This window comes from Streptomyces sp. NPDC005576 (genome assembly GCF_042871745.1).
Lineage (GTDB): Bacteria > Actinomycetota > Actinomycetes > Streptomycetales > Streptomycetaceae > Streptomyces.
Window position 1 is genome coordinate 1 of the sequence record NZ_JBIAJC010000006.1, and the last position, 22,521, is coordinate 22,521.

The 22,521-nt window shown below is 72.3% G+C and carries 21 protein-coding genes; 17 read left to right on the top strand and 4 right to left on the bottom strand.

What is annotated here, in order from left to right:
* A partial coding sequence (locus tag ACFYPN_RS12010; protein ID WP_389297947.1) for an electron transfer flavoprotein subunit alpha/FixB family protein occupies positions 1-573 on the top strand: 573 nt, incomplete at its 5' end.
* Positions 574-810: 237 nt separating this feature from the next.
* Here ACFYPN_RS12010 and ACFYPN_RS12015 read toward each other — a convergent pair.
* A complete protein-coding gene (locus tag ACFYPN_RS12015) occupies positions 811-1,344 on the bottom strand; it encodes an HPP family protein (protein ID WP_358763041.1) in 534 nt (177 codons plus the stop codon).
* Positions 1,345-1,574: 230 nt separating this feature from the next.
* Here ACFYPN_RS12015 and ACFYPN_RS12020 point away from each other — a divergent pair, with 230 nt between their 5' ends.
* The gene (locus ACFYPN_RS12020) at positions 1,575-2,153 is read left to right on the top strand and encodes a CGNR zinc finger domain-containing protein (protein ID WP_358763043.1); all 579 of its coding nucleotides are present in this window, start codon (positions 1,575-1,577) and stop codon (positions 2,151-2,153) included.
* Between the two features lie 72 nt (positions 2,154-2,225).
* On the opposite strand, the gene ACFYPN_RS12025 is transcribed toward ACFYPN_RS12020, so the two are convergent.
* Positions 2,226-3,920 (bottom strand): IclR family transcriptional regulator C-terminal domain-containing protein, encoded by a 1,695-nt coding sequence (locus ACFYPN_RS12025; RefSeq protein ID WP_358763045.1) that lies wholly within the window; start codon positions 3,918-3,920, stop codon positions 2,226-2,228.
* A 191-nt stretch (positions 3,921-4,111) separates the two neighbouring features.
* Between ACFYPN_RS12025 and ACFYPN_RS12030 the strand changes: the two genes are divergently transcribed.
* From ACFYPN_RS12030 to ACFYPN_RS12040, 3 genes are all read left to right on the top strand, one after another.
* Positions 4,112-4,882, top strand: a complete 771-nt coding sequence (locus tag ACFYPN_RS12030; protein WP_358763047.1) for a CoA transferase subunit A — start codon at positions 4,112-4,114, stop codon at positions 4,880-4,882.
* Positions 4,882-5,535, top strand: a complete 654-nt coding sequence (locus ACFYPN_RS12035) for a CoA transferase subunit B (RefSeq protein WP_358763049.1) — start codon at positions 4,882-4,884, stop codon at positions 5,533-5,535. Before ACFYPN_RS12030 ends, ACFYPN_RS12035 begins: the two co-directional genes overlap by 1 nt.
* A 194-nt stretch (positions 5,536-5,729) precedes the next feature.
* Positions 5,730-6,905: a 4-hydroxybenzoate 3-monooxygenase gene (locus ACFYPN_RS12040; RefSeq protein ID WP_358763051.1), complete on the top strand. Its 1,176-nt coding sequence runs from the start codon at positions 5,730-5,732 to the stop codon at positions 6,903-6,905.
* Positions 6,906-6,987: 82 nt separating this feature from the next.
* Here the strand turns inward: ACFYPN_RS12040 and ACFYPN_RS12045 are convergent, their stop codons facing one another.
* Positions 6,988-8,325, bottom strand: a complete 1,338-nt coding sequence (locus tag ACFYPN_RS12045; protein WP_358763053.1) for an MFS transporter — start codon at positions 8,323-8,325, stop codon at positions 6,988-6,990.
* Positions 8,322-9,551, bottom strand: a complete 1,230-nt coding sequence (locus ACFYPN_RS12050) for a M20 family metallopeptidase (RefSeq protein WP_358763055.1) — start codon at positions 9,549-9,551, stop codon at positions 8,322-8,324. The genes ACFYPN_RS12045 and ACFYPN_RS12050 overlap by 4 nt, the downstream gene beginning before the upstream one ends.
* A 558-nt stretch (positions 9,552-10,109) precedes the next feature.
* Between ACFYPN_RS12050 and ACFYPN_RS12055 the strand changes: the two genes are divergently transcribed.
* From ACFYPN_RS12055 to ACFYPN_RS12110, 12 genes are all read left to right on the top strand, one after another.
* The gene (locus tag ACFYPN_RS12055) at positions 10,110-10,394 is read left to right on the top strand and encodes an acyl carrier protein (RefSeq protein ID WP_358763057.1); all 285 of its coding nucleotides are present in this window, start codon (positions 10,110-10,112) and stop codon (positions 10,392-10,394) included.
* Between the two features lie 107 nt (positions 10,395-10,501).
* Complete coding sequence (locus tag ACFYPN_RS12060) at positions 10,502-11,893, top strand: aminotransferase class III-fold pyridoxal phosphate-dependent enzyme (protein ID WP_358763059.1); 1,392 nt, start codon at positions 10,502-10,504, stop codon at positions 11,891-11,893.
* The gene (locus ACFYPN_RS12065) at positions 11,890-12,363 is read left to right on the top strand and encodes a thioesterase family protein (RefSeq protein ID WP_358763060.1); all 474 of its coding nucleotides are present in this window, start codon (positions 11,890-11,892) and stop codon (positions 12,361-12,363) included. Before ACFYPN_RS12060 ends, ACFYPN_RS12065 begins: the two co-directional genes overlap by 4 nt.
* On the top strand, positions 12,332-12,874 hold the full coding sequence (locus tag ACFYPN_RS12070) for a 3-hydroxyacyl-ACP dehydratase FabZ family protein (protein WP_389297951.1): 543 nt from the start codon (positions 12,332-12,334) through the stop codon (positions 12,872-12,874). The genes ACFYPN_RS12065 and ACFYPN_RS12070 overlap by 32 nt, the downstream gene beginning before the upstream one ends.
* On the top strand, positions 12,871-14,670 hold the full coding sequence (locus tag ACFYPN_RS12075) for a beta-ketoacyl synthase N-terminal-like domain-containing protein (RefSeq protein ID WP_358763063.1): 1,800 nt from the start codon (positions 12,871-12,873) through the stop codon (positions 14,668-14,670). Before ACFYPN_RS12070 ends, ACFYPN_RS12075 begins: the two co-directional genes overlap by 4 nt.
* A 13-nt stretch (positions 14,671-14,683) precedes the next feature.
* Positions 14,684-16,084: an AMP-binding protein gene (locus ACFYPN_RS12080; RefSeq protein ID WP_358763065.1), complete on the top strand. Its 1,401-nt coding sequence runs from the start codon at positions 14,684-14,686 to the stop codon at positions 16,082-16,084.
* Positions 16,081-16,881, top strand: a complete 801-nt coding sequence (locus tag ACFYPN_RS12085; RefSeq protein WP_358763067.1) for an alpha/beta fold hydrolase — start codon at positions 16,081-16,083, stop codon at positions 16,879-16,881. The genes ACFYPN_RS12080 and ACFYPN_RS12085 overlap by 4 nt, the downstream gene beginning before the upstream one ends.
* Positions 16,875-17,834, top strand: coding sequence for an EamA family transporter (locus tag ACFYPN_RS12090; RefSeq protein WP_358763069.1), 960 nt, complete (start codon positions 16,875-16,877; stop codon positions 17,832-17,834). The genes ACFYPN_RS12085 and ACFYPN_RS12090 overlap by 7 nt, the downstream gene beginning before the upstream one ends.
* A 44-nt stretch (positions 17,835-17,878) precedes the next feature.
* Positions 17,879-18,868 (top strand): ornithine cyclodeaminase family protein, encoded by a 990-nt coding sequence (locus tag ACFYPN_RS12095; RefSeq protein ID WP_358763071.1) that lies wholly within the window; start codon positions 17,879-17,881, stop codon positions 18,866-18,868.
* Positions 18,869-18,897: 29 nt separating this feature from the next.
* Complete coding sequence (locus ACFYPN_RS12100; RefSeq protein ID WP_358763118.1) at positions 18,898-20,043, top strand: FAD-binding oxidoreductase; 1,146 nt, start codon at positions 18,898-18,900, stop codon at positions 20,041-20,043.
* An 84-nt stretch (positions 20,044-20,127) separates the two neighbouring features.
* The gene (locus ACFYPN_RS12105) at positions 20,128-21,210 is read left to right on the top strand and encodes a saccharopine dehydrogenase (RefSeq protein WP_358763073.1); all 1,083 of its coding nucleotides are present in this window, start codon (positions 20,128-20,130) and stop codon (positions 21,208-21,210) included.
* Between the two features lie 10 nt (positions 21,211-21,220).
* On the top strand, positions 21,221-22,372 hold the full coding sequence (locus tag ACFYPN_RS12110; protein ID WP_358763119.1) for a saccharopine dehydrogenase family protein: 1,152 nt from the start codon (positions 21,221-21,223) through the stop codon (positions 22,370-22,372).
* The last annotated feature ends 149 nt before the right edge of the window (positions 22,373-22,521 follow it).

Here is a 22,521-nt window from a genome sequence, read left to right on the forward strand (position 1 = left end):
GCGTTCGCGGCGTCGTTCTCGGTGAAGTCGCGGGTGTCGCGGGGGGTGCCGGTGATCACGGTGAAGCCGAACTCGGCGCCGGTGGAGCCGGTGGCGGGGGCGGGTGCGGTGGAGGAGCTGGTGGTGGAGTTCGGTGCCGGGTCGCGGGGGACGAAGGTGTTGTCGCGGACGCCGCGTGCGTCGTCGGGGCGTCCGGAGCTGACCGAGGCCGCGATCGTGGTGTCGGGCGGGCGGGGCGTCAACGGTGCGGAGAACTTCGCGGTGATCGAGGCGCTCGCGGACTCGCTGGGTGCGGCGGTCGGGGCGTCGCGGGCGGCGGTGGACGCGGGCTGGTACCCGCACACCAACCAGGTCGGCCAGACGGGTAAGTCCGTCTCCCCGCAGCTGTACATCGCGTCGGGGATCTCGGGTGCGATCCAGCACCGGGCGGGCATGCAGACCTCGAAGACGATCGTCGCGGTCAACAAGGACGCCGAGGCCCCGATCTTCGAACTCGTCGACTACGGCGTCGTCGGCGACCTCTTCGCCGTGGTGCCCCAGCTCACCGAAGAGATCAACGCCCGCAAGGGCTGAACACACCTGCACCGAAACGCCCGAGCTGAACACGCCCGAGCTGCACATGCCCGCTCCCGCGAACGGTCGGCGGGCGGGGGTACGGCCACGGGCCGGGACCACGCGGACGCTCGCACCCCGAGCCCCCGCACGGCCCCGGCCCGTGGCCGTGCCCCGTCCACCGGGCCCTGCTCGCCGACGAGTCGCAACCCGTGAGTGGTGTCCGACCGCAGGTTCGCCGCGGGCCACAGGGACGGATCACCACCAGTACACCGGGTACGGCTGCTTGTTGATCCAGTTCCCGACGAGGCCGACCAGGACGAGGAGCACCGACGCCACGGCGAGCAGGCCGAGGAACATGCCGGGCGGAGGACTGGTCGCCGCGACGATGACGGCGGTGGCGGCGGCCGGGGAGTGCGCCACTCGCAGTAGCATCATCGCCCCCAGCGCGAGGCCGCCGGCCACGGCGGAGGACCATACGTTCTGCCCCAGTACGGCAAGTACGAGAAAACCGGTTGCGGCGGACACCAGTTGCCCGCCCACAACGCTGCGCGGCTGGCCCAGCGGAGTCGAACTCGCCCCTACGACGAGCGCCATGCTCGCCGCGAGCGGCGGGATGAGGAGCACCTCGTGCGTCCACGTTCCCACAGCGACCAGAAGGACGAGTGCCGCGACGCTGGTGACCGTCGCGACGAGTACCACCTTCAGCCCTGGGCGCGGAGGTGCCTGTGCCGCGCGCCGGGGCCGGTTCGGCTCCCCCGCGCGCGAGGGGTGGGGCTGCGTCTGCGTCATGGCTCGAATCTGTCCTTCCAGGTGGTCGCGGAGCCGCGAGGCTTCACCAACGGTGAAACCATTAGTCCTGTGCTCATGAAGCTCATGAATTCGCGCCCCACCTCTTCGCGATGTGGGGCGTCGCTCCATCCCGCACCTAATGCCCAAGGCGTTAGGTGGATCGATGGTGACGCTACACCACCGGACCTCCACGCAGGGCTCAACCTCGATGCGCAGGAAGGGAACGAAGGATGACCGTCCACGGCAAGGACCCGCTGGAGATCCGCCCCGACGAACCCTTGGCGGTGGAGTTCACCAGTTCATGGCGTTACGAATCAGGTGTTCTGGTCGATGAGGTGAACACACCCCAGGGACTGACCCGGTGGATCACGGCGTACCGGTCGCGGCTGGCCATGTCCGGCGGTGAGCGGATCGACATCGGCATCGCCGACATCGCCACGGCCCTGACCACCCGGAATGCGGTCCGCGACCTGCTGGACTCCATCGTCGACAACACCCCGCCTCCGGAGGCGTCTCTGGGGCTGGTCATGAGAAGAGCCCGCGCCATCCAGGAAGCGGAGCTCGCGTGGCCCGCCTCCGGTCCGCATCTCGTCTGGCCTGAAGGGACGGAGACCATGGAGAAGGTCACCGCCCAGGTCTGCGCCTCCACGGTGCGGCTGTCGAGCTCCCCCCGCCGACTGCTGCTCCGCCGGTGCCCGGCTCCCCGCTGCGTCCTCTTCTTCTCCGCGCTGCGCAAGGGACAGCAGTGGTGCAGTCCGGCGTGCGGCAACCGCGCACGCGTCGCCCGCCACAGCGCGAAGGCCCGTTGATCCGCGACCGATCAACGCAGCGCGGCGGCAGCCGGCTCCCGGGCTCGGCCACGGGGGACACCCGGATGCCCCTCACACCACCGGGACCTCCATGAACCGCGCGGCGATGTGCAGTTCCTCCTCGATGGCCGACACGGTCGCCCGCAGCCGGGGCAGGACCTCGTCCAGACACTCCTGACGAGTCCGGCTGGCGCTGTGCATCGCGACGTTCACCGCCGCGACCGCCGTGCCCGTGCGGTCGCGGACCGGGACGGCGATCGAACGGAGACCCGCCTCCAGTTCCTCCTCCACCAGGGCGTACCCCCGCTCCCCCGCCCGGTCGATTTCGGCGGCGAGTTCCGTGGTGCCGGTGAGGGTGCGCGGGGCGAGGACGCGGAGGTCTGCGGCGTCCAGGAAGGCGGTCCGGGCGGGCGGGAGAAGGTCCGCCAGCAGCACCCGGCCCATGGAGGTGGCGAAGGCGGGAAAGCGGGTGCCGACGGTGATGTTGACGCTCATGATGCGCCGGGTCGCGGCCCGCGCGACGTACTGCACGCAGTCTCCGGAGAGGATCGCCAGTGAGGCGGAATCCCCTACGGTGGACGACAGTTCGGCGAGGTGCGGCCGGGCGATCCGGGCGAGTGTGGTGCGGGAGAGCGCGGGGTGGCCGAGTCCCAGCACGCGCGGGGTGAGCCAGTGGTCGCGCCCGTCCGTCCCGGCGTAACCCAGATGGGCGAGGGTGATGAGGGCGCGTCGCGCCGTCGCCCGGGGCAGGCCGGTGGTCCGTGCCACGTCGGCGAGGGTGAGCCGCCCGGCGCCGGCGCCGAAGGCGGTCAGCACACCCAGTCCGCGCGCCAGCGACTCGACGAAGTCGCGCCCCATCTCCTTTTTCGAGGCAGCCGAGCGCAACGCGGGCGCCTCCAGCGGGTGTTGCTCATCCGTCGCACCCGGCTCCGCGCCCGCCAACACCCCCTCCATCTCCGCCGCCACGGCGAGGAGCCGCTCCGACAGCTTCCGGCGCAGGCCGTCCGCCGTGTGGCGGCTCGTATGGCTCACGACACTGAGCACACACGCGAGGGAGCCGTCGGGCCGTCGCACCGGCACGGAGAGTGCGACGAGGCCGGGTTCGATCAGCTGGTCGTCCGACACCCACCCATGGCGCCGGGCGTGGTCCATCCGCTTCTCGAACTCCCCTCCGGCGAGAAGAAGTCGGCCGCCCGGCAGCGACAGGAACCCCGAACCGTCGGGATCGGCGGCGGTACGCGCCCGCCACGCCGCCCAGCTCTCGGCATCCCAGTCGGCGGCGAACAGGGCACCGGGGCCCGTGCGTTCGGCGGGCAACAGGTCTCCGATGCGGAAGCTGAGGGACATCGCCCGGCGTCGGGTCGCCTGATGGACGAAGCGGATGCCGTCCCCGTCCCGTACCGCGAGCGAGACCGACTCGTCCAGCTCGTCGGCGAGCGCGTCGGCGCGGGGGCCGAGGAGGTCGGGGAGTCCGGTCGAGGCCAGATAGGCGTTGCCCAGCTCCAGCAGTCGCGGGGCAGGTGTCACGTCACGGCCGTCGAGACGTACGTACTCCAGGCGGGCCAGGGTCGCGGCGATCCGGTCGACGGTCGAGCGGGCCAGCCCGGTGGCGCGCTCCAGTGCGCCGAGGCTGAGCGGGCCGCCGTCCGCACCCGCGAGCAGCTCCAGCACGGCCAGGCCGCGCATCAGAGGGCCGACGGCCTCGGCGGGGGCGCTCGCCCGGCCGTCTCCCGCGTCGGTGACGTGGTCGGGGTGGGTCGGTGGCATCGGCTCTCCGTCGTACGTGTGGGGGACACCGTACAGAACGCGGCGGGCGCGGTCCGGGGCGGTGACGGGGGAAATCCGTCGCGGCCGTTGACATCCCTCCGGCGCGCTTGCAGACTCCTACCACCCTAGTGAAGGAAACTTCACCACGCGAACGCGAGCACGGGCGACACGAGGGAATGGCGGACCCGCACATGGACAAGGTGGTCGCTTCGGCAGCGCTCGCCGTGACGGACATACCGGACGGCGCCTCGTTGGCGGTGGGCGGTTTCGGACTCAGCGGTGTACCCGGAGCGCTGATCGACGCCGTGCACCGCGCCGGCGTCCGGGGGCTGCGGGTCGTGTCGAACAACTGCGGCGCGATGGACTCGGGGCTCGCGGTCCTGCTGGCCGACGGGCGGATCAGCCGGGTCACCGGCTCGTACATCGGGGCGAACAAGGAGTTCGCGCGGCAGTACCTCTCCGGGGAGCTGGAGGTCGAGCTGATCCCGCAGGGGACGCTGGCCGAGCGGCTGCGGGCGGGTGGGGCGGGCATCCCCGCCTTCTACACGCCCGCCGGGGTCGGCACCCAGGTGGCCGAGGGCGGTCTGCCCTGGCGGTACGACGGTCACGGCGGGGTGGCACTCGCCTCCCCGGCCAAGGAGGTGCGCGCGTTCGACGGTACGGCGTACGTACTGGAGCACGCCATCCGCACCGACTTCGCGCTCGTCCGGGCGGCCAAGGGCGACCGCCACGGCAACCTCGTCTTCAACAAGGCCGCGCGCAACTTCAACCCCCTCGCCGCGACCGCCGGGCGCATCACCGTCGCCGAGGTCGAAGAACTGGTGGAACCGGGCGAGATCGACCCCGATCATGTCCATCTCCCCGGGATCTTCGTCCAGCGGGTCGTCGCGCTGACGAGGGAGCAGGTCGCCGACAAGAAGATCGAGAAGCGCACGGTGACCGAGCGGGAGACCCGGATCTGATGGCCTGGAACAGGAACGAGATGGCCGCGCGGGCCGCCGCCGAGCTGCGCGACGGCGAGTACGTCAACCTCGGCATCGGCCTTCCGACGCTGATCCCGAACCACCTGCCACCGGGCGTGGAGGTGGTCCTGGAATCGGAGAACGGCATTCTGGGCACCGGCCCGTTCCCGTACGAGGACGAGGTGGACCCCGACCTCATCAACGCGGGCAAGGAGACCGTCACGGTGCTCCCCGGAGCGTCCTTCTTCGACTCGGGGCTCTCCTTCTCCATGATCCGCGGCGGGCACATCGACACCGCCGTGCTCGGCGCCATGGAGGTCTCGGCCGCCGGTGACCTCGCCAACTGGGCGGTCCCCGGCAAGCTCGTCACCGGCATCGGCGGCGCGATGGACCTGGTCCACGGCGCGCGCCGCGTCATCGTGACCATGACGCACACGGCGAAGGACGGCAGCCCGAAGATCGTCGACAAGTGCACGCTGCCGCTCACCGGCAAGGCGTGCGTCCACCGCGTCATCACCGATCTCGCCGTGATCGACGTGACCGGCGAGGGGCTGGTTCTCGTGGAGACCGCCCCCGGGGTGAGCGTCGCGGAGGTCGTCGAGCGGACGGCCGCGCCGCTGCGCACGGCCGTGCCGCCCGCAGCCGAGAAGTGAACGATCCCGCCGCACCTGGGGCCTGTGTGGGGTTGGCTCGCGGCGTCGCGGGGCTGCGCACGCGCGCGCGGCGTTGCCGGAACGCCCTGGTAGCTCCCGCCACCAGGCCACTCAGGCGCCTTGCGACCGGCACGCACCCGGCCCCGCTCCTCCTTCCGCGCGACAACCCCGTACAGACCCTGGGAGTACCGCACATGCACACCACCGTAGCCATCATCGGCGGCGGCCCGTCCGGGCTGCTGCTGGCCCGGCTGCTCCACCGGGCCGGCATCGACTGCGTCGTCCTGGAGAGCCGCGAACGCGCCTACGTCGAACAGCGACAGCGCGCCGGCATCCTCGAACAGTCCACGGTCGACGCCCTGCACGAGGCGGGGGCGGCCGAACGGCTGGACTCCGAGGGCCTGGTGCACGACGGCATCGAACTGCGCTGGGGCGGCGGCCGGTCCCACCGGATCGACTTCCCGTCGCTCACCTCGGGCCGCAAGGTGTGGGTGTACGCGCAGACCGAGGTGGTCAAGGACCTCATCGCCCTCCGCCTGGCGGACGGCGCACCGCTCCACTTCGGGGCGGAAGTGACCTCCGTCGAGGGCGTCGACACGGACCGGCCGGTCGTGACCTACCTCCATGAGGGCCGGACCAGGACCCTCACCTGCGACTACGTCGTCGGGTGCGACGGCTTCCACGGAGTGACCCGGGCGGCGGTGCCCCACGCGGCCAGGACGACGTACGACCGCGTGTACCCCTACTCGTGGCTCGGCATCCTGGCCGACGTCCCGCCCTCCTGCGACGAGTTGATCTACGCGCACTCCTCGCGCGGCTTCGCGCTGCACAGCATGCGCTCCCCCGAGGTCAGCCGGCTGTACCTCCAGGTCCCCAACGGCACCGATCCGGCCTCCTGGCCCGACGGACAGATCTGGGACGAGCTCGACTTCCGCTTCGAACAGGAGGGCTGGAAACTGGCGCGCGGACCGATCACCGCCAAAAGCGTTCTGCCGATGCGGAGTTCGGTGACCGAACCCATGCGGTTCGGGCGCCTGTTCCTCGCGGGCGACGCCGCCCACATCGTCCCGCCGACCGGTGCGAAGGGCCTCAACCTCGCCGCCGCCGACGTGGTGGTACTGGCCCGCGCGCTGATCCAGCAGCGGACGACCGGATCGACGGACCTGCTCGACGCGTACTCCGACACCTGTCTGCGCCGGGTGTGGCGCGCGGAGCACTTCTCCTGGTTCATGACGACGACGCTCCACGCCGATCCGGAACAGAGCGGTTTCGACACCCGGTTGCAGCTCTCCCAGCTCGACCGGATCGCCTCGTCGCCGCACGCGGCCGCCGAACTGGCGATGAACTACGCGGGGTTGCCGATTCCCTGACCGGGGCGGGGGTAACGTCCCCATCCGCGTCCCCGGTTGGCCGGCAACCGGGGACGGGGGCCGCACCGGAGGGACCCACGGGTCACAGGGCCCGCTCTCCGTGTCCTCCCGCCGACTCCGGGTGCGGGACGCCGCCCCGGGGCGCGCGTCGGGCACGGGGGCCGGTGCCGAGGGTGAGCACCGTGGTGGTCACGAAGGCGCCGGCGATCACGTAGTAGGCGGGGGCGAGGTCGTCACCGGTCCTTGAGGCGAGGAAGGCGACGACGAACGGCGCGGTGCCGCCGAAGGCCGCAGTGGCGATGTTGTAGCCCAGGGAGAGCGCGCTCTGCCGTACCTGGGCGGGGAACAGCTCCGCCAGCGCGGCCGGGGCCGGACCGGAGAAGACCGCGAGGACAGCCGCGAAGACCACCTGCCCGAGCAGCAGGCTGCCGTACGTGCCCCGGGCCATCAGCCAGTAGACGGGGTACGCCACCAGGGCGAGCGCCACGGTGGAGCCCAGCATGAGCGGTCTCCACCCGATCCGGTCGGAGAGCGCTCCGGTGACGGGCAGGAGCAGGAGGTGCACGACCATGGCGATCAGGTTGCAGGCGAGCGCGGTGGAGAGCGGCACCCCCAGGGTCCCTGACGTAAAGCTGGGCATGCCGATCAGGGCGTAGTACGCGATCGTCCACGCGACGACGATGCCGACGACCAGGAGCACGGTGCGGGTGTGCTTCGTGAAGGCTTCCCTGAGCGGAGCGCGCACCACCGACCGGTCCCGGGCCAGGCTCCTGAAGGCGGGGGTGTCCTCCATCCGCAGACGTATGTGGAGGCCCGCCAGGGCACCGAGCGAGCCGATGAGGAACGGCAGCCGCCAGCCGTAGGAGTCGAGCGTCGACCGTGTGAAGGTCTCCGTGACCAGCGTGCTCATCGCGATCCCGCAGACGAAGCCGAGGATGGTGGCGAACTGGTGGAGGCTGCCGTACAAGCCCCTTCGGCCCTCGGGCGCGTATTCGACGAGGAAGGCCGTGCCGCCTCCCCATTCGCCGCCCGCCGCCAGCCCCTGGACCATGCGGGCGAGCACCAGCAGGACCGGGGCGAGCGTTCCGGCCTGGGCGTAGGTGGGCAGTACCGCGATCGCCAGGGTGGCCACCGCCATCAGGACGATGGAGGCGGAGAGGGCGTTGCGCCGTCCGAACCTGTCGCCGAAATGACCGAACACCGCGCCGCCGACGGGACGCAGGACGAAACCCACGGCGAAGATCGCGAGGGTGTTCAGGAGCGCGCCGGCGGGATCATCGGCCGGGAAGAACAGCCGTGCCATGACGGTGGCCAGGTAGGCGTACACCGCGAAGTCGTACCACTCGACCAGGGCCCCGACGGAGCCCGCCAGGACGAGCTTGCGGAGGTTCGCGGGAGGGGCCTCGCCCTGCGGCGTCACGGCGCTTCCCCCGCCCCGGACGGGAGGCCCGCCATGGTGAGGGCGGCGCGCAGGTACACGGCGGTGGCGGTGACCATGTCGTCGACCGTCACCCACTCGTCGAGGCTGTGAGCCTGGGCGAGCGACCCGGGTCCGAAGAGCAGGACGGGTGAACCGAAGTACGCCGCGTCCGAGCTGGCGGGGAAGCCATGGGGCGCAGTATCCGGAATCCGTACCTCGGTGGCGGCGGCACGGACCACCTCCGCCAAGACGTGATCGTCGGGGAGCTCGTAGGGCTCGACGGTCCACCAGGCGTCACCGAGACTCCAGGACAGCCGGTCGTCCGGGGCGCCGAGCAGCTCCGCGATCTCCGCCCGTACGACGTCCGGGGTCTCACCGGGCAGCAGTCGGCGGCTGAAGCCGACCCGGCACCGGGAGGGCACGATGTTGGGCTTCACGCCGCCCTCGATGACTCCGACGTTGACCGTGGGATGGCCGAGCAACGGGTGGTGGTGACGTTCGAGTTGCTGGGCGTAGCGGGGGAAGGACCCCAGGAGTTCCGCCGCCGCGAGGACGGCGTTGGCCCCGTGGTGCGGGACGCTGCTGTGGGTGGCCCTGCCCGTCACGGTCAGGTCGTAGGCGGCAAGTCCCTTGGTGGCGTGGCAGATCTTCAGTTCGGTCGGCTCACCGATGATGACGCCGTCCGCGCGCGGGCCGGACCGGCCCAGGGCCTTCGCGCCCTCCTGGCGGTACTCCTCGTCACCGACTCCGGCAATCAGCAGCTCGCCGTCCGGGGGCAGCCCCTGCTCGGCCAGTACCTCCGCGACTTCGAGGTAGCAGGCGAGCGCGGCCTTCATGTCGCAGGCACCGCGGCCGTACACCCTGCCGTCGCGCACGGTGCCCGAGAGTGCCTCGGGATAACCGGTCGTCTCGACCGTGTCCATGTGTCCGGCCAGCATCAGTGACCGGCCGTGCCGCGCGCGGCGGGCCCGGGGTGAACGGGCGACCAGGTTGTAGCGCCCGGAGGCGAACTCCGTGGCCGTGCAGGCCCACCCGAGCCCTTCGAGCCTGCCGCCGAGGTAGTCGGCCACCTTCCGCTCTCCGGCGTCGCCGTCCGGTGGCGCGCCGAAGGGGTTGACGCTCGGCAGCCCGACGAGGTCGACCAGCGTCGCCGCCAGCCGGTCGCGGTCGATCCTGGCGATGTGGCGTGCCGCGTCGTCCGCGCGGTCCGCGTGCGGTGTGTACAAGGGAACCCCTCGGTTGTCCGGCGCGCGTCGTCGCAGGGCGCGGCGGGTCGTCCTCTGGTTTTTGGAAGTGAATTCCCTCTTAACAAAGGGGGGGTTGGGCGCGGACGGCAGAAACGCGACGACCCGTGGGCGGCCCGGTCCGCGCCGGACGGTGCCCAGGGTGCCCGGTGGCCGGGGACACCGCAAGACGGCCCTGGGGGGCACTTCGTGGACCGTGTGGCGAAAACCCGACACCCCCTGGGAAACTTCTCGCCGACGCCGTTCTCTCCCCCACCTGCGGAGTGAGGCTGCGGTGGCGGACGCGCCGCGGACCGCAAGACGGCGAATGCCGCCAACTTCGCCGGGGCTGCTTGTGGCGATCGTGCGGGGCACCGTTGAATCTTGTTCGTCCCCCCCACCCCTACGTGTCACCCCGGTGCGTTGCCGCGTGCCGCTTCCGCGGGCCCGGTCGCCGACGACCGACCGGCCCTCCCCCCTCTCCCCACGGCCGGCCCGTCGTCCCCACGTCAATCGCATCGCCCGGCCGCCCTGGTCCGGGCAGTCGCAGAGGAGACCCCAGTGAACGCAACGAACGTGGCTCAGATCATCAAGGGGCTGCTCTCCTCCGAACTCATGGTGGAGGTCCCCGTCGGCCGGATGGACGCGGACGACAGCCTGCGGGACGTCTACGGACTCGACTCGCTCGGCTTCGTCGAACTGCGTGTGCTGAGCGAGGAGAACTTCGGCATCACCATCTCGGAGGACGACTTCTCACCCGAGCACTTCGCCACCCTCGGCACGGTCGTCAGTCTCGTGGAGCGGCTGCAGAAGGAGCAGGAGGGCACCGTCCAGCCCGCCGGCTGACGGATGCCCCCGGCCCCTCGGGCCGATGCCGCGAGGACACCCGCGCCTCCACCGCACCCGCACGGTACGACCGACTCATCACACCCCCCCAAGGGATGGAGACACCGTTGTCCGCGCCAGTCAGCGCCCGGCTCACCGAGTCCGAACTCGACCAGCTCCAGCGAAGCCAGTCCATGCACTACAACCATTACGGCCGACCGCCCCTGCCGTTCGCCTGCCTGAGCGCCCGGGGTATCGAGCTGGAAACGGTCGAACTCGCCGGGCCCCGGCGCGGTGAGCCCTTCACCCTCTTCGACGCCAGCGGCGGCTACGGGAGCGCCTGCCTGGGCGCGGGCCACGACAGTGTGCGGCGTTCCCTGCAGCGGGCCGTCACCGACACCGGGTACGTGACCGACGAGATCGCGTCCCGCGAACGCGCGGCCCTGCTGGACCACCTGTTCGGGGCCGAGGGACTGTGGACCGACCACTTCCCCGGGGACGCGTACCACGTCGCGGGCCGCAACTCCGGCTCCGAGGGACTGGAACTGGCCCTCCGGCTGGTACTCGAATCCCGGTTCGATCCCAGGCGTCTGCGCCATCGCCCCGGGCGCGAGAAGCGGGACACCATCCTGGCGTTCGAGGGTGCCTGGCACGGCTGGACCCACGGCCTGCTGCCGTTCCTCAACCGCCGGCACTACCGGGTGGGTCTGCCGGGCCCGGTCACGGACCACGACTACGGCCTTCGGGTGGAGCACATCCCGTTCGGCGACGAGGGTGCGCTGGAGGAGTACTTCGCCGCCAACTCCGAGCGGCTGCTCGCCGTCTTCGTCGAGCCCGTCCAGGGCGACGCCGGAATCCTGCTTCCGCCCCCCGGCTACCTGCGCCGGCTGTCGGGGATGTGCGGGGAGAACGACACCTGGCTGGTCGCCGACGAGGTGCTGACCTTCGCGAAGACCGGCCGCTGGTTCGGCATGCACGACGCGGAGGGGCCGGTCCCCACCGACATCACGGTGATCGGCAAGAGCCTGGGCATGGGCGTGCTGTCGACCTCCATGGTCATCGCCCGCCGTGAGCTGCGGGCCCGCTCCACCGGCACCATTTCCACCTCCGACCTGCGCCCGCTGACCTGCGCCGTGATGCACGACGGCATCGACCACCTGGTGGGTGAGGGGCTGCTCAAGCACTCCGCGGAACTGGGGGCACGACTCGCCGACCGGCTGCGCTCCGAACTCGTCGGGCGCTTCCCGGAGATCTACACACGAACGCGGGGCCTCGGCGTCATGCACGGCGTGGAGTTGTCCGAGACCGCATCGGCCCGACTGGACGACCTGCGCACCCACGTGATCTCGGCCGGCGTCTACGTCGAGTTCATGGCCGGTGCCGGAAAACGCTCCCACGGTCTGCGCTACGTCTACCCGACGATGCGGATCGCTCCGCCGCTGATCACCACCGAGGCGCAGGCGGACGAGATCGTCGACCGGCTGGGCGAGGGCACCCGGCGCTTCCAGGAGACTCTGTGACCTCGGCGAACGCCCCCGCCACCGCCGTCGTCACGGCGGGGCGCCGGATCGAGCACGTCGACACAGACGCCTCCGGGGTCGTCCACTTCTCCCGGTACGTCTCCCTCCTGGAGACCTTCGTACTCGACCACTTCGAGGAACACGGCGCCGGTCTGGCCCGTATCGCCGAGCTCGGGGCCGACCTCGCCGTCACCGAGCTCACGGTGCGCTACCGCCGGCCCGGCGCCTACCGGGACCCGATCGCCGGGGAGGTCGCCGTGGAGCACGTCGGGGCCGCCCGCGTCCGGGTGGCCGCCAGTCTGCTGCGCGAGGAGGCGGACGGCTCACGCACCGAACTCGCCTCCGGAACCCTCACCTTCGCAGCCGTCCACCCGACGACCGGCGGCCCGGTGCCGCTGCCTCCGGCTGTCCGTCACACTCTGAAAGGGATCGTCCCCGATGCAGCTCGACACGATGTCACAGCCCACTGAGGACCCGGCAACGACAACGCCCCCGGCGCGCGAGCCGCAGCAGGGCACCGACCGGCAGATCGGCTTCTCGGAGCTCAAGAAGTGGCTGCGCCACCGCCACCCGATGATCTACATCGACCGGATCACCGACCACGAGCCCGGAGTCTTCCTCAAGAGCCTGCTCTCGGTCTCCGGGAACCTCGACGCCATCGCGGGGCACTTCCCGGAACGGGCGATCTACCCGGGAAGCCACCTGATGCAGGCCTTCGCGCAGTCCGGGATCATCCTCTACCAGATGAGCACCAGCCCGCTGGCCGACGACGAGCTGACGCTGATCGGTTCCGTCAAGTCGCGGTTCACCAGGCCCGTCGTCCCCGGCGACCAAGTGGTCTTCGACGTGCGGGCGGACCGGCTGCTCGGCACCACGTTCTTCTTCTCCTGCCAGGCGACCGTCGACGGCCTGACGGTCGCCGCCTTCCGCGGAACGCTGACCCGCAGGAAGGCCGCTGACCTCGGCCGTCAGCTGTGGTGAGTGCCGGAACCGAGGTCGTCGTCACCGGCATGGCCTGGGCGACTCCGCTGGGCGACGGCCTCGGAGAGGTGTGGCAGCAGCTCTGCGCGGGCGCGACGGGTGTGGCCGGCCAACGGTCGCCGCACCGGCTGCGCACGGAGCGTGCTGCCGCCGTGCCCTCCCCGGCCTACCGCCCCGGAGGCCGGGAGGCCTGGGACCGGCAGGTCGCCCTCGCGGTGCGCACCATGGCCGCGGCCCTGCGGGACGCGGGCGTGGCAGCGGACGACGGGCGGCTGATCCTCGTTCCGGGTACCAGCTTCGACGCCCGTATCGACTGCGAGGACGCCCAGGAGGACTGGGCGGTGGCGGCGGCCGGCCGACTCGGCCACCGGAGGCGGCCGTTGGTGGTCACCACCGCCTGCTCGGCAGGGGCCGACAGCCTGTTGCTCGCCGATGCGCTGCTCCGCGAGGGCGACGGCGAGGCGATCTTCCTGGCGGGTGGGGTGGACGTACTGACCGAGGCCAAACGGCTCGGTCACTCCGCACTGGGCACGATGAGTCCCACCGGACTGCGCGCCTTCGACGTGGCGCACGACGGTATGACCCTCGGTGAGGGCGCGGGCTTCCTGGTGCTGGAGGGCGCCGCCACGGCCCGCCGCCGGGGCGCCCGGGTGTACGCGACGCTGAGCGGCGCAGGTTCGGCCAACGACGCCTCCGGGCTGACCGCACCGGACCCGTCGGGGCGCACCGTGGTCGCCGCGGTGCGGCGGGCCCTCGCCGGGTCGGGCAGCGAGCCCGGCGAGGTGGCCGTGATCTGCGCGCACGGCACCGGCACCCCGCTCAGCGACGAGGTCGAAGCCGCCACGGTACAGAAACTGTTCGGCAGCGCCGGGACCGGGCCGGCCGCCGTGGTCTTCGGGACCAAGGGGGCGCTCGGCCACAGTCTCGGCGCCACCGGGGCGATCGAGGCGGTGGCCACCGTGCTCGCCCTCCAGGAGGGGCACGTGCCTCCCCTCCACGGGCTCTCCTCGCCGCTGCCGGGCCTGTCGCTGCGGCTGCCCCGCGGGGAGCCGGAGAAGGTGCACGGGACGCGGGGCATCAGCCTCACCCTGGGATTCGGCGGATTCAACACCTGCCTGCTGTTCGACTCCGGCCCCTCCGTCGGGGTCGACGCGGTGACCGGGGTGTCCGCTGCCGGGGAAGACGCGCTCACCGAGGGGTTCCCCGGGTCCGGCAGCCGCACGCCGGCCCTGCCGCTCGCTGTCGCCGGGCACGCGAGTCTCACCGTCGCCGATCCCGCGTCCTGCACGCGCAACAGACCGTCGTTCTACGCCGACCCGGTCGCGTGGCTGATCGTCTCCGCGGCCGAGGAGGCGCTCGCCCTCTGCCGGGAGGAGGTCCTGGCCGGGCCCGACGAAGTCGCCGTCCTGGTCACCCACGAGGGCCGGCCCCTGCCCACGCATCTCCGGATCGCCAGGGACGCGGCGCGCGGCCGGGTGTCGCCCCTGCGGTTCGCGGGCTCCAACCCCGGCATCCTGGCCGGACTCACCTGCCTCACCCTCGGTCTGCGGGGCCCGTCCCTGGTTCTGGAGGCGGACCCCGGCGACGCGGCGGACGTCGCGACGGCACTGGCCGGGGACTGGCTGCGCACCGGCCGGGCGCAGTACGTGCTGTGGGCCGCGTACCGGCAGGAGGGCGATGCGTACACGGCGACCTGTGTGGTGCTCCGTGCCGGGGCGCCCGACGACGACGGCGCCGGATTCGCCCGGAAACTGCTCACCGACCCGCCGGCCGCCGACGCGGTCCAGCGGCCCTGAAGGGACACCACGGATGTCTGCCACGGATGACCTCCTGTTGGAACACCGGCGGGTCGCCGAGTTCCTGGACCGCTCCTCCGAGCCCGGCGCGGCGGACGGCCCCGAGCCGTCGCTGGACGACACCCTGGCCGCACTGGCCGCCCTGGGCCTGCCCCCCGGCAGTGCCGTGCTGCTGGCGCTCTCCAACTCCCTCCACATGCTGCGCCTCTACCTGTCCGCTCTGCTCCTGGGCCTCGTGCCGCTCGCCGTCGCCCCGGCGACTCCCTCGGCGCGCGTCCGCAGGCTGGCCCGGCAACTGGACGTCTGGGCGCTGATCGCCGCCCGGCCCGATCCTCAGCGCTACGGCGTCACGCGCGCCCACCCGGTCCCGGGCGGCGCGGCCGTCCTGTTGAACGAGGCGGGTGGCCCGCCCCCGTACCGGCCGGGGGACGTGCTGATGTCGACCTCCGGGACGTCGGGGGCCGCCAGCGCCTGCCTGCACCGGGTCTCGTCCCTGCTGCGCAACGCGGAGCGGCACGCCGGGGCCGTGGGGATGCACGCGGGCGACACCGTCCTCGTCAACCTGCCCCTGTACTACTCGTACGCGATGGTCGCGCAGGTGCTGGCCGCGTACGGGTGCGGTGCCAGAGTGGTGGTGTCCGGTCCGCCCTTCTCCCCTGCCGGGTACCTCAAACAGGCTGCGGACCACGGGGTCACCCACTCCTCCATCACCCCGACGATCGTGCGGCGGCTCCTCGATGCGACCGCCGGAGCGCCGTCGGGCGTCCGGGCGCTCACCGTCGGCGGCGACCACGTCCCGCCGGAGCAGGTGGCCCGGCTGCTGGCGGGCCGTCCCGGCGGGGAGCTGTACCTCACCTACGGGCTGACCGAGGCGGGCCCGCGGGTGTCCACTCTCGCGGCGCACGCGGAACCCCCGCACCGGTACGCCTCGGTGGGGCTGCCGCTGCCCGGGGTCCGGGTCTGGCTGCGCGGGCAGCCCGGTGACGAGGACACCGGTGAACTCATGGTCGCCAGCGACACGGCGCTCGTGCGCAAGATCTCCGACACACCGGGCGCCGGACGGACGCCGGCCGCTCCGGGGATCGTCGCGACCGGTGACGTCTTCCGCATCGAGGACGGCTACCTCTTCTTCCGCGGCCGCCTGTCGGACTTCGTGATGATCAGGGGCGAGAAGGTCTCCCTCAGTTCCGTCCGCCAGACGGCGCTCTCCCTGCCCGGGGTGGTGCGCTGTGTGACGAAGGTGGGCACGGAGGACGACGGCGAGAACTTCCTGGAGGTGGAGTTGGAGGTGGCCGATCTCCGGCCCGACGCGGTACGGAGCATGCGGCGGACCCTCAACTCCGTCCTCCTGCCGTCGGAGCGGCCCCGGACCGTCACGGTGACCGGGGTCGACGAGGAGGGCTTCCACAAGTGACCCCGCCGTCCCTCCCCCGTACCGCACCACCCCGCCGGGACGCCGTGCTCCGGATGTTCTGCGTGCCGCACGCCGGAGGTTCGGCGCGTGTCTTCCGGGACTGGCAGAAGCACGCACCGCCCGGCGTGGAGGTGGTGCCGCTGGAACCGGCGGGACGAGGCACGCGTGCGGGTGAGTCCGCCCCGCGCTCCGTGGGGGAGATCGCCCGCGACTTCGCCGCGACGGTACGCGCAAGGGCCGGGCGGAACCCGTACGTCCTGCTCGGACACAGCATGGGGAGCCTGGTCGCGTACGAGATGGCAGTCGCGGCTGGGCCGAAGGACCTTCCGGGGCCGGCGCTGCTCGTGGTGTCCGGGCGCAACCCGCCGCACTCCCCGCCGACCTGGGCGCATCGGGTCCTCGCTCTCACCGACGGTGAACTGCTCGCCGAACTCGCGGCCCTCGGGAGCGTGCCACCGGGGCTGAGTCCCTCCATCGCCGCGCACTTCTTCCTGCCCGCCTTCCGCGCCGACCTCCGGATGGCCCACGCCTACGTGCCCGGGCGGGAGCTCCGTCGCACTGCGGCGCCCCTGCTCGTACTGGCGGGCCGTCAGGACCCCCTGACGGACGATGCCGTGCTGCCGCAGTGGGAGCGGTACTCCCGCGAAAGCTGCGTCGTGGCCCACCACGACGGCGGCCATTTCGCCCTGTATGAAAGGGTTCCCTGGCTGATGGAACTCATCGGCGCGCAACTGCGGCGGACCGAACAGGTTCCGCCCGGACGCTCTTTCGTCGGAAAAGAAGGTCACGGATGTTGAAGGGCTACTTACTCATCGGGCTCTCCGCGGCCGGCTTCGGGTTCATGCCCGTCTTCGCCACGTTCGCCTACCGTGACGGGCTGACCCTCGCCACGCTGCTCTTCCTCCGCTTCACCCTCGCGGCGGCGGTCTTCCTCCCCTACGCGATCCGCCACGCGCGGCGCACCGGCATCCCGAAGCGGGCGGACCTGCTGCGGCTGGTCGTGCTGGGCGGGGTGCTGTACATGGTCCAGTCGGCGCTGTACTTCTCGTCCGTCAAACACATCTCGCCCGCGCTGGCGGCCCTGCTGCTGTACGTGTACCCGGCCCTGGTGGCCACCGTGTCCGCCGTCGTGGGCCGGGACCGGCCCTCGCTGGCCGTCGTCTGCTCGATGGTGGCGTCCTTCGCGGGAGTGTCACTCGTGCTGGGCCGTATCGGGGCGGACCTGAACATCGTCGGTGTCCTGCAGGTGCTCGGTGCCGCGGGCGTCTACACCGCCTACATCCTCTACGGCGACCGGGTGAGCAGCAGTGTGCACCCCGTGGTGATGACGGCCTGCGTCTCGGCGGCCGCGGCGGTCTCCTTCCTGCTCTACGGGGCGGCCACGGGCGACCTGAGGTTCGACTTCGCGTTCCGGGGCTGGCTCTGGGTGCTCGCCCTGGCCCTGGCCTCCACGGTCGTGGCGATTCTCTGCTTCTTCCTCGGGATGACCCTGATCGGTCCGACGCGCGCGTCGATCGGCAGCATGCTGGAACCCGTGGTGAGCATCGTCGCCAGCGCGGTCCTCCTGAGCAGCGGACTGACGTGGCTGCAACTCCTGGGTGCGGCCCTGGTTCTGGTGGGTGCCACCGTGGGCGTCCTCTCCCGAGGTACCCCGTCCCCGGGCGCGCGGCAGCAGCCCACACCGCCACTGCCGGACCAGGACACGGCCCCGCACCCGCAGCCCACCGGGCAGCCGCACCCGCGCCGCTGACCGGGCACCGCTCTTCCCGCCCCTGAGGAGAACCAGGAGTCCCCATGCCCCCACCTCCGCTCTTCTGTTCGGCCGAGGAGGTCGCGACGCTGCTGGGAATGGACGAGGCCATCGCCTCCCAGCGCCGCGCGTTCACCGCCCTCGCCCACGGCGCGGCGGACCTGCCGCCGAAGGTCATGCATCCGAGCCGCTTCGACGACAGCGTGACGTTCTGTTACGTGTCCCGCCTCTCCGAAGCCACGGGCGCGGTAGCCAAGTTCGGCAGCGTCAACCCGGGCAACGGCGCACACGGTCTGCCCAGCGTGAACGCGGTCGTCGTCGTCCTCGACCCCGTGACCGGGGTCGTCGTCGCGGTGCTGGACGGCACCGCGGTGACGACGCTGCGCACCGCCGCGGCGAGTGCAGTGGCCGTCGACGCGCTCGCGCTTCCCGGCGCGGACGAGCTGGCACTGCTCGGCTCGGGCACCCAGGCGCTGGCCCACGCCCGCGCCGTCGCACGGGTACGGCCGGTGCGTGCGGTACGCGTCTGGAGCCCCACCGAGAAGCACCGCGTCCGGGCTGCCGAGCGCATCACCGCCGAACTCGGGGTACGTGCCGACGCGGTGGACAGTGCGCGCGAGGCGGTGGACGGCGTGCCCGTGGTCGCCACCTGCACCCTCAGCCACGAACCGGTCCTGCGGGGGCGGTGGCTCTCACCGGGCGCCACGGTGGTGGGCGTCGGCTCGTTCGAACCCGACCGGCACGAGGTGGACGCGCACGCCCTGCACCGGGCCGCCGCGGTCGTCGTGGACGATCCGGAGACCGCCGCCGGACACACGGGACCCGTCGTCGCCGCGATCGGCCGCGGCGACCTCGTCCCCGACGACCTCGTGCCCCTCGGAGAGGTACTGACCGGGCGACGGGCGGCGCGCTCCGCCGCACAGGACGTCGTCCTGTACTTCAGCGTGGGCCTCGGCATCCAGGACGCGGCGGCGGCCTGGGCCGTCGTCGAAGCGGCCCGGGCCGCGGACCAGCGACCGGCGGCCGCGCGGTGAGCCGGCGCGAGCCCCCGCCGGGCGGCGTCCTGCCGGGCAGGGCGTCGGTCGTCGTCATCGGCGGCGGGGTGATGGGCACCAGCATCGCCTACCACCTCGCCCGCGCGGGTGTGCGCGACGTCGTGCTCGTCGAGCGGGACCAGCTGGGCTCGGGGTCCACGTCGAAGGCAGCGGGGGGAGTCAGGGCGCAATTCTCCGACGTGCTGAACATCCAGCTCGGCGCCCGGAGCCTGGAGGCGTTCGGCCGCTTCGGCGAGGAACCGGGACACGACATCGGGCTGCACCGGGTGGGGTACCTCTTCCTCCTGTCCACCCCCGAGCAGGTGGCTTCGTTCGAGGCGGGTGTGCGGCTGCAGAACGGTCTGGGCGTGCCCAGCCGCATGATCGACCCGGCCGAGGCGCAGCGGCTGTCGCCACTGATCAGTACCGAAGGACTGCTCGCCGCCGCCTTCTCCCCGGACGACGGGCACTGCACCCCGGAGGCGGTGGTGCACGGTTACGCCGACGCCGCGCGCCGGCACGGTGCGGCGATAGTCCGGCACTGCGCGGTGACCGGCATCGAGACGAAGGGCTCGGACATCACAGCGGTCCTCACCTCCCGGGGGAGGATCGCCACGTCCGACGTCATCTGCACGGCCGGCGCCTGGTCGGCCGGAGTCGGCGCCATGGCGGGCGTCGAACTGCCCGTGCAGCCGCTGCGCCGTCAGATCGCCGTCACCGGGGCGGTGCCGGGCATGCCGCCCGACGTGCCCATGACCATCGACTTCGACAGCAGCTTCTACTTCCACGGGGAGGGTCCCGGGGTGCTGCTGGGCATGTCCGATCCCGAGGAGACGCCGGGCTTCCGCACCACGGTCTCCGACGCGTGGCTGCCCGGGTTGTACGCCGCGATGACCAGACGTGCCCCCGCCCTGCTGGAGGCACGCGTCACCGGCGGCTGGGCCGGACTGTACGAGACCACTCCCGACCACAACGCGCTGATCGGCGAGGCCGGCGGACCCTCCCGCTTCCTGTACGCCACCGGGTTCTCCGGGCACGGCTTCCTCCAGGCTCCCGCGGTGGGCGAGGTGATCCGTGACCTGTACCTCGGCCGGGAGCCCTTCGTCGACGTGTCCCCGTTGCGTGCGGAGCGTTTCGCCGTTGAAGAAGCACGCCCGGAAGCCAACCTGGTGTGAACGGAACCCGGAGCACCCGGGCCTCCGTGCCACCGAAGCACTCGTCGCGACCGGCACCGAAACCGACAGGAGCAGCCGACCGCCATGACCGAAGCCCCGCAACTCTGGATGCGCCGTGAGACCCGCCCCCACGAGCAGCGCGCCCCGATCACCCCGGAGGACGCCGGCCGGCTCGTCGCCGCCGGTGTCGCCGTGACCGTCGAGGAGTGCCCCCAACGGGTCTTCCCGCTGTCGGCCTACGTGGCCGCGGGATGCCGGCCCGCCGCGCCGGACACCTGGACCGGTGCCCCGCGCGACACGGTCGTGGTCGGCCTGAAGGAACTCCCCGACGGGCCCTCGGAGTTGGTCCACCGCCACGTCATGTTCGGCCACGCCTACAAGGGGCAGCCGGGCGCCGCACGCTTGCTGGACCGGTTCGCGGCGGGCGGCGGCGTGCTGCTCGACCTCGAAGAACTCACCGACGACCTGGGCCGTCGTCTGGCCGCCTTCGGCTACTGGGCCGGATACGTCGGAGCGGCCCTCGCGATCCTCCATGCCCGGGGCGCACTCACCTCGGCTCCCTCCCCCACCACACGGGCCGCCCTGGACGCCTCCCTGGAACAGGGCGCCGGGGGGACGGAGTTGAGGGCTGTGGTCCTCGGCGCACTCGGCCGCTGCGGTCGCGGCGCGTGCGACGCGCTGACCGTCGCAGGAGTCGGCCCGACCCGGTGGGACCTGGCCGAGACCCGCGACCTCGACCGCCCGGCTCTGCTCGCCCATGACCTGCTGGTCAACGCCGTACTCAGCACGGTGCCGGCCATCCCTTTCCTCACCCCGGGCGACCTCGACGCCCCGCACCGCAGGCTCACCACCGTCTGCGACGTGACCTGTGACGTCGGATCGGAGTGCAACATGCTGCCGATCTACGACGCTGTGACCACCTGGGAGCAGCCCGTACGCAGACTGGCCGGCACGCCACCGCTCGACCTGATCGCCCTGGACAACCTCCCCTCACTGCTGCCGGAGGAAGCCAGTACCGACTTCTCGGCGGCGCTCCTGCCCCAGCTGCTGGCTCTCGTCCACGGCCCGGGCGATCCGGCCTCCCCGTGGGGACGTTGCGCCGCCCGCTTCCACACTGCGCTGGTGAAGGACATCGACCGCACCTCGAAAGGGATCGGACGTGACTGACGCGACTGATGTGACCGATGTGATCGCCCCCACCGGCACCGTGCACTGGATGGGCGCCGGCCTCTCCACGGGCAGCGGCCTCGCGGCCGTCCTCCGTACGGCGCCCCGGGTGCTGCTCTGGCACCGCAGTGCCGACCGCGCCGAGAAGGCTCTGGACCGGCTCGGCCTGTCCGGGCGCGTCTCCCCCCGCGGCTACACCCCCGAAGCACTCGACTCCGAACTGGCGCCCGGCGACATCGTGGTCTCCATGCTGCCGGCGGGCGAACACGACGCGCTGCTGCACGCGTGCGTCGCCCGCCGGGCCCACTTCGCGTGCAGCAGCTACGCCTCCGACACCATGCGTGAACTCGCCCCGTCCGCCGCCGCCAACGGCACCGTGATACTCGCGGAGGCCGGGCTCGACCCGGGCATCGACCACCTCTTCGCCCACAGCCTGATCGGCAGGGCAGAAAAGGAGTGGGGCGACGCTCCCGCGCGGGTCCGCTTCACGTCCTACTGCGGCGGAGTGCCGGCCGTTCCCAACGCGTTCCGCTACCGATTCAGTTGGGCACCACGGGGCGTACTGGGAGCTCTGCGCACACCCGCCCGCTACGTGGCGGACGGCGTCCCGGTCACTGCCGCGCGACCGTGGGAGGCCACCGTCACGCACACCGTCGGCGGCGAGAGCTTCGAGGCGTACCCCAATCGCGACAGTGTGCCCTTCGTCGCCCAGTACGGACTGCCCCCGCAGTGGAGCGTGGACACCTTCGTGCGGGGCACGCTGCGCCTGGAGGGCTGGCTCAGTGCCTGGGAACCGGTCTTCACCGAACTGCGCCGCGGTGACGACGCCCGGATCGCTTCCCTGGCCGACGAGTTGGCGGCACGCCACCCCACCACCGACAGCGATCGGGACCGTGTGGTCCTGAGCGTCGGCCTCGACGTGCGCAACGAGGCCGGGGACGTCTGGGAGGGGCACTACCTCCTCGACACCGTCGGCGACGCCGCCGAGAGCGCCATGGCCCGCTGCGTCTCCCGACCGCTGGCCGACGGGGTGGACCAGATCCTGGCCGGCCTCCTGCCGAAGGGCCTGACGTGTGCGGCCCCCGGGCCCGACGAGTCCGAAGAGGCCCTTGCCCGGCTCGCCGGACAGGGCATCGACTTCACCCGCCACCTCCCCGGCTGAGCGCGCGCGGAGCCAGCGCCGTGGGGGGGCCCCCCCCCCCCGGGGGGGCGCCCCCCCCCCGGCGGGGGGGGGGGGGGCGCCCCCCCCCCGGCCGGGGGCCCCCCCCCCCCCCGGCGCCGGGGGGGGGGGGGGGGCGCGGGGGGGGTGGG